The following is a 2257-nucleotide window of genomic DNA, read 5'->3' as shown; positions in this document are numbered from 1 at the left end:
CCGTTGCATCTGAGTGATAAACACTGAGTCCACTCATATAGATGCACCTTTTACAAGGTTCTTGTCTCGGACTCTATTCTCACTCGTCCGAGAGTCGTTCTTGCCTCTCCAAGCGTGGCCAGTATTGCTACTGGTCTTACGCGCTCTCTCCAGGTGATAAGTCATCTCATCATCTGAACTGCCGCCTGTACCCGATATGGGCCTGGGAACGAACAGGGCGCTGGTCTCAACTAGGCCAGGACTGGTAGCCGACCAGTCGCGGATATTTAACGCAGCATTGTCATCTCGATCCACTTCAACTCGACAGGTATCACAGACGAGTTTCTTAGCAAGCTTTGCACCCGTCAGTCTGCCTGTGCAGTTGTGGTGGATTTGTGACGAGGGGAAGAAACGATCCACGACGACAACCTTAACTCCGGCTCTCTCAGCCTTATAGGTAATGGTTGGTCGAAAAGCTCCTAGTCCGGCATCCGATACCGAACGACGGAACGCTCGTTTCCCCATGCTCCGTTTCATGGCAGCGATGTTAAGGTCTTCAATCTTAACTTCGCTGTAGTTCTCCACCAGATAATGAGTTAACTGATGGATGCTTTCACGCCGGATATGTACGGCCTTGCGGTCTAGCTTGACAAGCTTGGCTTTTGCTTGTTTATGACCGCGTGATCCGGGTATCCGACGTGAAAGGGCGCGCCCAACCCTACGACGCTCGTCAAGCGTGGCTCTTAAAGGAGTAGGGTTGGGAATGACTGTGATATTGCCGTTGCTATCGGCAATGGTGGCAAGCGATCTTAATCCTAGATCCACGCCAGCTCGTGGAAGTTGGTCGAGCGCAGTCGTAGATGACGTAGGAAGTACGCTCGTCTTTATGGCTACTTGACAGGAGACAAACAACCGTCCCCATCTCTCTGAGAGAGTGCAGTTGAGTAGTCGAGCATTGTTTTTGGCAGTCCCGTTGGTAAGATGACGTTGTATCCTGCGGGTGTTCTCTTTAGACCGTAGAGCACCTATGGTAGGTAGAACGATCGTTCTATGATCGTCCTCAAAGCGCATAGTGCCTGTCGTGAAACGCACTCTGTTCTGGTCTTTTCTCTTTGACTTTCCCTTGGGGAACCCGACCTTCTTGCCTCTTCGCTTCCCGCGCTTAGAGCTCGACCAATTAGAAAGAGCTTGTACTAGGTCGGCGATACCAGAAGCGTACGCCTCTTTGGAGTTCTCTCCCCACCAGGGAGCGACTTCGTTCTTTTCTTGATTCCATTGTTTTCGCAGAGCTTCAAGAGTCCACGGAGTAGATAGGTGGTTCTCGTCGGCTCTCTTGGCCTCTATGTCCGACTTGACTTTGGACAGCGCCCAGTTGTAGGCAAATCTTCTAGCACCGAAGTGAGACCAAATCAGAGAAGCCAATCTCTGTTCTTTCGGCCACTCTACTTCAAAAGAAGCTCCTGTGATCGTCCAGCCGGTCGGTACTTTGTCGCCCGTATCGTCACTGAGCTGGAAGAGTACACTCACCGACTCTACAGCCTCTCGGTATTGCTCGAAATCTCCGGGAAGCTGTACTTTCCTTGTCGGTTTACCGTCATCTAAAATCACCTCGCCTATAGTGAGGTCGGACACCTTCTTAGCTTGCGCTTTTGTCCGCATAATTACGATCATGAACACACCGCATCAATAGCGCGCTGAGCTTTATCCGCAGCCGCATGGTGGCCATACAGACGCGCACATAAGGATGTCAGCAACTCTGTGACATCACGCACTAGATCATCGTCTACCTCAGCAGGGTCTACCACAACTAGTTTTCGTGACTGCGCCTCCAACGCAGCTTCTATGCACTCGACTCCAAACCGACAAAAACGATCTCTGTGTTCGACCAAGATATTTTCGACTGTTGAGTCTTTGAGTAGCGACAGGAATTTGCTCCTATGGCCATTGAGCGCCGAACCAACTTCGGTTACTACACGGTCTATCACATACCCATGTTCCGTAGCCCACGTAAGAACCCTGGCAACCTGGCGGTCTAAGTCCGACTTCTGATCCGCCGAAGAAACTCGCGCATATATGACGGCAGACTTAGATACCGATGGCCGAGACTCTAAGTCTCCCACCAGTATGAGTTGTCCAACTTTACGTGCAGGAACAGGAAGAGTGCCCGCGCGATACCATTTATACGCCGTCTGAGGATGTATACCTTGGGACAGTGCCCACTCACGCAAGTTCACTATATGTAACTATAGCACATCTATACGTCAACTGTTGCTACCCT

Annotated in this window: 2 protein-coding genes; both read right to left on the bottom strand. The window is 50.9% G+C overall.

Annotation, left to right across the window (positions count from 1 at the left end; all coding sequences use genetic code 11):
- Positions 1 to 33: 33 nt before the first annotated feature.
- Positions 34 to 1650 carry an IS607 family element RNA-guided endonuclease TnpB gene (gene tnpB / locus M7Q83_RS13980; protein ID WP_298340216.1) on the bottom strand — a complete coding sequence of 539 codons (1617 nt, stop codon included), beginning with the start codon at positions 1648 to 1650 and terminating at the stop codon, positions 34 to 36.
- Positions 1647 to 2213 carry an IS607 family transposase gene (locus tag M7Q83_RS13975; RefSeq protein ID WP_298340212.1) on the bottom strand — a complete coding sequence of 189 codons (567 nt, stop codon included), beginning with the start codon at positions 2211 to 2213 and terminating at the stop codon, positions 1647 to 1649. The genes tnpB and M7Q83_RS13975 overlap by 4 nt, the downstream gene beginning before the upstream one ends.
- Positions 2214 to 2257: the final 44 nt, after the last annotated feature.

Source organism: Ferrimicrobium sp., from assembly GCF_027364955.1.
Taxonomy (GTDB): Bacteria; Actinomycetota; Acidimicrobiia; order Acidimicrobiales; family Acidimicrobiaceae; genus Ferrimicrobium.
Note: the sequence above shows the minus strand (reverse complement) of the source record. Positions and strands in the feature narration are given on the sequence as shown.